The following is a 6,805-nucleotide window of genomic DNA, read 5'->3' as shown; positions in this document are numbered from 1 at the left end:
GCATAATCTAATCCTTGCTATCTTTGTGCCTTCGCTGTCTACTGAACTTTTGCCTGGAAATGAATAAATAATGGAGAACACTATGGACGAAAAACAGAAAAGGGAATATCAGACGGTTGTGCTTGCGGCATTGTTGCATGATATAGGAAAATTTTATCAAAGAGGACTGGACGAAAAAGCACGGAAATCAAGGAATCACGCTTCTTTAGGTTTGGAATGTTTTCAAAATCTTTTTGCAGAAAAGATACGGATTTTATTGGGAGAGGAAGAAAAAGAAAAAATAGCTTCCGCAATAAATACACATCATGATCATGCAGACATAATTACCCTTGCAGATGCCTTGTCTGCTGGTATGGATAGAATAAGTCTTGATGATGAAGAAAAGACTGGCGATCCTGACAAAGAACGGCTTTTATCAGTTTTTGAACAAATATCTTTGGGTAATAATACTAAAAATACAAATGATTTTGCCTACCGTCTAGAAACGCTGTCTCTTGAAAAAAGCAAGTTATTTCCAAATGATAAACTTCCCAGGCAAAGTTTGAAAGACGAATATAAAAATTTATGGGAAAGTTTTGAAAAAGAAGTTAAAAGTATTCCAACATATAGCATTTCTTCTTATCTAAATATTCTTTATTCCATCCTCCAAAAATATACCTGGTGTATTCCTAGCGCTACATACAAGGATGAACCCGATATTTCACTTTTTGACCATGCTAAAACTACTGCCGCCATTACCGGGTGCCTTTATCACTGCGAAAAAATGGATAAATCTTCTGATAATAAATTTCTCATTGTTGGAGGCGATATATCAGGCATTCAGAACTTTATTTACCGGATTACAAAGGCACAGGGAGTTAAAGGTATTTCAAAGATGCTGAGAGGACGGTCGTTTTATTTACTTTTGCTTCAGGATGTAATTGCAAGGCATATCATAGAACAGGTTAGTTTATTTAGCACAAATATCCTGTACAGTGGAGGTGGAAGGTTTGAATTGCTCCTTCCCAATACTGGAGAATCAAAACAAATATTAAAAAGTGTTCAGACCGATGTCAATAAATGGCTCTTCAAAATGTATGGTGGTGAACTGGGATTGGTGCTTGAAAGTGTTGAAGCAAATCAAGACACATTAAAAGGCTACGGCGATTTATTGTTGAAGTTAAATGATAAATTGACGATTGCCAAAAAGAAGAAATTTTTGTCTTCTTTTACAGACGCTACCTTCTGGATTGAAGAAACTTCCGACAGGAACGTAATTAAGGTCTGTAAGGCTTGTGGTATCAGTACAGTAACAAATGATGAGCCATGTGAACTTTGCAATTTACACAAAAATATAGGCAACAAGCTTCCAAATACTTCGTATCTGATTTTTAGGAACAAGGATTTGGAAAATATAGATGGTTTACCCGTTCCTTTTGGTGAGTTTGGTACAGTTTACTTGCTGGAAAACGACAAGCTGATAACCGAAAATTTGCTAAAATCGAAAAAGATTTTGGCTATCGAAAAGATAAATAAACTTGATAAGCTTCAAACTGGTTTTCGTTTCATAGGAAACACGGCACCTTTGGCAAATGCAGATTTTTCAATCGGCAACGACCCGACCGACGAAGATAAACAAGTAAAAAAAGGCAATGTCTTGAGTTTTGAAATTATAGCCGATACAAGTATTGGAGATAAACGACTTGGAATACTAAAGATGGACGTTGACCACCTTGGGCTTATCTTTACTCTTGGACTTGAGGAAGAACAACATTCCAAAAGAAAGTCCATATCAAGGATAGCTGCGTTAAGCCGTTCGATGGACATGTTTTTTGGTGGTTATCTGAATAAGATATGTAATGAAATCTTTGAACAATGGAGAAGTGAATCAAAATGGGAGCATAGAGACAAGGTAACACAGATTTTTTATACTGTTTATTCAGGCGGTGACGACCTCCTGATAATTGGTCCATGGAGTGAAATGCCAAAACTTGCACTAAAAATACAGGATGAATTCAAGGCTTATACCTGCCATAATCCCGATATAAACATTTCTGCCGGGATATTCCTCTGCAAACCCAAATATCCAATAAGCCTTGCGGCAAAGGCTGCTGGCGAACAATTGAATACTTCTAAAGATAATGGCAGAAAACGAATAACTCTCTTTGGGGATACGGTAGAATGGATTGTTAATGGTGGAGTATGTGTAAAAGAGTTGCTCGATTTTGGCGAGGATTTACACAGTTACATTAACAGTGAGAATTCCAGGAAAAAGCTGCCCAGGGGTTTTGTTCATGAATTGTTAAGAAAACACAAACAATACAAAAGTGGACAAGACCCCAATTTTATCCCTGCCATTATTTATCAGTTGGCAAGGAATGTTAAAGACGATGAACTAAGAAATAAATTAAAAGAAACACTTATTACAGATAAAAATTGTTATTTTAAACATATTCAAATACCGACAAGTTATGCCTTACTGAAATTAAGAAAGGGGGAGTAAAAAATGCCAGAAATAACTATTGATAACGTGAAGCAAAATATTCAGACTCTTAAAACATTTTCGACTATTGACCCTGAATTTTACGCAAAAGAGAATGGCGCTGCACATATAATAGCAAAAGACGTACGAGAAAAAATGAAAGTTACACAATTGCGAAAATTTTTTGGTCATATTAAACAGATACAGGCAAACTATAAAGGCAAAAAAAATGACTTTAAAGTAGAAAAAGCTGAACTCTATCTCTTAATGCCTGAACTTGCTTATGCGCTAGGGAGAAATCTCATCAGTAAAAACTTTTATGACTTGATGAAGACATGTCTCAATCCTGAAAAAATACCAACAGTTAAGGATTTTAATTGTTTTGTGGACTTTCTCTCTGCGGTACTTGCCTATCATAAAATGGAAAAGGGGGATTAGAAAATGACTGAAGAAAAGAGCAATTACGAATTTTCAGGGAAATATATTATTAAAGCAGATTTACGTTGTCTTACAGGACTTCATATTGGAGGTACTGACGAAGGTTTTGAAATTGGTGGTATGGATAATCCGGTAATCAAAGACCCGATTACAGGGTATCCGTATATTCCTGGTTCTTCTTTAAAAGGGAAAATGAGAAGTTTGTTAGAGTGGGCTAATAATAAAGTAAATTTTAAACAAGAAAATGGAAAGTGGAAAGGCAAACTATGCGAATGTGGAAATTGTGACATTTGTTTTATATATGGCTGTTCTGCTGCAACGTCAGTTAAAGAACCTACACGTCTTACAATACGTGACAGTTTTCCAAAAGGGCTGTGTGAAGATAATGGGAAGATTTTGCCAGAAGAGCAGAGGAAAGGAACAATTGAAACATGGAAAACATACCTTGGCGAAAAAATCTATACAGAAGTAAAGAGTGAAAATGTAATAGACAGGCTAACGTCGGAAGCAATGCCGCGGTCAATGGAAAGGGTGCCTGCCGATTCTGTTTTTGAAGTTGAGATGCTCTTTGACCTTTACAAGAATGACGACATTCAAAAACTGAAAAAGGTCTTTGAAGGTATGATGCTCCTTGAGGACAGTGCACTTGGTGGGAGTGGAAGCAGAGGTTCTGGTAAGGTGGTATTTGAAAATATTAAGATTATGAAACGAAGCCTGGCTTACTATACTAAAGGTGTGGATGAATTAGTAGTACCAGTGAACGATAATTGTAAAAATGCCAGAGATATTTATAAAAGTTTTGATAGTTTATTAAAAACAATAGAGGGTAAAGATGAAAAACTATCAAATAAAACTTAGTCCAGTGTCACCTTTTTCAGGATTTCCTTCATCTGATACCCTGTTCGGTGCCATTTGCTGGGGGATAAAGAGGATATATAACGAAACCAAACTTGCAACAATTTTAGAAAACTATCAGGAAAAGCCGGAATTTATACTTTCTTCTTCTTTCCCTTATATTGAATGTAATAACGACATTTTCTTTTTCCCGAAACCTACATCGCCTGGCCTTTCTGCATCTGATATTTATGAAATGGCAAAGATAAAAAAAGAAAAGGTTGAAATTATCACTAAGTATAAGAAATTTAAAAAATCTGAATACTTTTCATTTGCCCTATTTAGCAGATTTTTGAATAACGTATCAGAAAAGATATTATTTCAGGAATATCTTAATGACGAAGTGAAACTCAAAGGGAAGCTATTAATGAGCAAAAAGGAATTAGAAGGGTTCAATTTTGTAGAGAAAGAACCTTTACTGAAAAGTGAATTGGTACAAAAAAATGCTATTGATCGGCTTACCATGTCTACTGGCGAGGAGGGGCAGACCTTTTATCAGGAGGAATACTTTGCAAGTCCTGCATTTAAACTGCATTTCCTGATAAAGACGGATAATATTGAATCTTTTAAGCCAATCTTTCGCTACCTGGAAGACAAGGGTATAGGCGGCAATCGTTCAGTAGGGAAGGGAAGATTTAAGATAGAGACATTAAATACAATTTCCGTAGGAAATGATACTGCTTGTAATTTTATCACCCTTTCCCGATATATTCCTGATATTGCTGAAATAAACCCAGAGAGTAAATCCATGTTTTATGCAATATTTCCGTATCGTTCTAAAGTAGACTCTGAGGCAGAATTTAAGGGTGAGGATATCTGGAAATCAAAGGTTATATATCTGAAAGAAGGTTCTTGTTTTGAGGCTAAAGAAAGAAAACCATTCTATGGTCAATGTCCTGTAGTCAAAGAAATAGGTGGTCAAAAAATAAGGCAGTATGGATTCGCTTTTCCTGTGTTTGGCAATATTGGAGGTTCAAAATGAGACTTCAAATTAAAACTTTATCACCGGTTCATATTGGGAATGGTGAAAAATATAATGGATTGGCATATATAGCAAATAGAGAAAATGTTTTGTTATATGATTCAAATAAGATTATGGAAAATCTTACAACTCAACAAAAACAAAGATTTATGTTGTGGCTTGAACAGAACATTGGAGAAATAGAACGATTAGAAACGCAAAAAAGAAAAGAAAGAGACGAAGAGGAAAAGAGAAAAATAAACCAAACCCTTAGAGATGCACAAAAAAAGTTAAGTTTAAAAGAATTTATCGAAAATTCTATAAGAGATACGACTACAAAAAACAAGTTCAATAATAATTTCCTCTATTCTGTCAAAGCAGAAACGAAAATTTTTAGCAATGTAGATATTGACTGTTTTACCAAGCAAAACAATAAGTCATACATTCCTGGTACGGAGATAAAAGGTGGGATAAGAACTGCTGTAGCTTATCATCTCTTACAAGATGAAGGTCATTGGAGATATTTTAAAAAAGAGTTAGAAAATTTCGGGAATAACTATAGAAAAGAGTTACAACAAATATCAGGACAAAAAGGAAGATGGGTTAATGATGTAAAAAAGAAACTTACTAACGAAATGGGGAAAATAGAAGATACCTTACAAAATAAACTTTTTAGAGTCATTGACAAAAATGATGCAAAATACGACCTTCTTAAATTACTCCATATAGGAGATACAGAGTTAATAGCATCCATTAATTGTTTATTTGTCTCAAACTTTGAGGTAACGGGGATAAGCAGAGGTTTCCCCCTTTTTCAGGAACTTTGCAAAAAAGATACGGTCTTTACCTGCCAGGGTTTTAAATTAGAGAATAATAAGACAATACTTGATAAACTTGGTTTTACCCATGAACAAAAATGGGTGGTTTCAGACATAAAAAATCTATTACAGTGTTGTTATGAGTTTACAGATAGGCTTCTTTATGAAGAAATAGGCTATTTTTCAAAACTCAATAAACCAAAAATAGTTTCAATACTTCAATATATAATGCAACAAAACATCCCAACGAGTCCCATTATCCGAATAGGCAAAAACGAAGGATATCTTAGTCTCACGATAGGGTTGCTTGTTAAAGATAAAGATAAAGACCTTTATAATAATGTCTTTTGTCATGCCACGAAAAACACAAGCTACAGCGGTAATTTCCTAAAGACACGGCGTATTGTAAACTTATCAAATAACGAGCAGGATACTTTGGGATGGGTAAAATTGATAATAGAAAATTAACAAAATAAAAAAGAAACTCAATTTTGAGGAAATATCTGCAAAAACTAGAAAAGTTATTAAAAGGCGAAGGCTCAAACATGAGGTTGTTGAGGAAGCTATACATAGCGACATAAGTTTACAACTGTCTGTCATTCCGGGCTTGACCCTGAATCCAGTGCTTTTCTGGATTCCCGCTTCCGCGGGAATGACATATTCGTATCTGATTAATGACGCTGTGTATAAACAGTGGGCAAGGAAACAGGTACATTAAAAAATCATGGAAGGAAAAGACAAGCCTCCAAAATTCCTAGATCATGCAACTACTACCTGGCTTGCCTCTGAATCAGGTAATCCCGCCTCAAATAACGGACTTGTCCCTTTCGGCTGGGCAGTAATGGAGATTATATCCTGAAACTTTATGAAGCTGGAAAACGAACTAAAGCACTTAAAAAATCATTAATGGATTCGAAAACGACAAGGAATGAATTCTGCACGGACAAACGATCCCAGTTCAAGACATCCTGGGACATGGTTTGTCCGTGCCACCCGTTTACATGTTTAATTTTGTTTTTCAATGATTAGTGAGATATATCCATGGTTACGGTCTCAGATGAAATATTAGAAAAGCTTAAAAGATTCCTCAGTATGCTCTCTGTCAGCGGATTGCACATAGAGAGGGCAATACTCTTTGGTTCATATGCAAAAGGAACTGCAAGTAGATGGAGTGATATTGATATTGCTCTGGTTTCAAAGGACTTTACCGGAGTGGGAATTTACGACAGGAAA

Annotated in this window: 6 protein-coding genes; all 6 read left to right on the top strand. The window is 35.4% G+C overall.

Annotation, left to right across the window (positions count from 1 at the left end; translation table 11 throughout):
* Positions 1-82 precede the first annotated feature (82 nt).
* On the top strand, positions 83-2,482 hold the full coding sequence (gene cas10 / locus HUT38_04315) for a type III-A CRISPR-associated protein Cas10/Csm1 (GenBank protein NUQ57676.1): 2,400 nt from the start codon (positions 83-85) through the stop codon (positions 2,480-2,482).
* 3 nt (positions 2,483-2,485) lie between these two features.
* Positions 2,486-2,899, top strand: coding sequence for a type III-A CRISPR-associated protein Csm2 (gene csm2 / locus HUT38_04310; protein NUQ57675.1), 414 nt, complete (start codon positions 2,486-2,488; stop codon positions 2,897-2,899).
* A gap of 3 nt (positions 2,900-2,902) precedes the next feature.
* The gene (gene csm3, locus HUT38_04305) at positions 2,903-3,757 is read left to right on the top strand and encodes a type III-A CRISPR-associated RAMP protein Csm3 (GenBank protein ID NUQ57674.1); all 855 of its coding nucleotides are present in this window, start codon (positions 2,903-2,905) and stop codon (positions 3,755-3,757) included.
* Positions 3,732-4,775 carry a type III-A CRISPR-associated RAMP protein Csm4 gene (gene csm4, locus HUT38_04300; GenBank protein ID NUQ57673.1) on the top strand — a complete coding sequence of 348 codons (1,044 nt, stop codon included), beginning with the start codon at positions 3,732-3,734 and terminating at the stop codon, positions 4,773-4,775. The genes csm3 and csm4 overlap by 26 nt, the downstream gene beginning before the upstream one ends.
* A complete protein-coding gene (csm5, locus tag HUT38_04295) occupies positions 4,772-6,040 on the top strand; it encodes a type III-A CRISPR-associated RAMP protein Csm5 (GenBank protein NUQ57672.1) in 1,269 nt (422 codons plus the stop codon). The genes csm4 and csm5 overlap by 4 nt, the downstream gene beginning before the upstream one ends.
* 573 nt (positions 6,041-6,613) lie before the next feature.
* The coding region (locus HUT38_04290) for a nucleotidyltransferase domain-containing protein (protein NUQ57671.1) at positions 6,614-6,805 on the top strand (192 nt) is incomplete at its 3' end.

It is taken from the genome of Candidatus Paceibacter sp., from assembly GCA_013360865.1.
GTDB lineage: Bacteria > Patescibacteriota > Minisyncoccia > UBA9983 > UBA9983 > SURF-57.
Note: the sequence above shows the minus strand (reverse complement) of the source record. Positions and strands in the feature narration are given on the sequence as shown.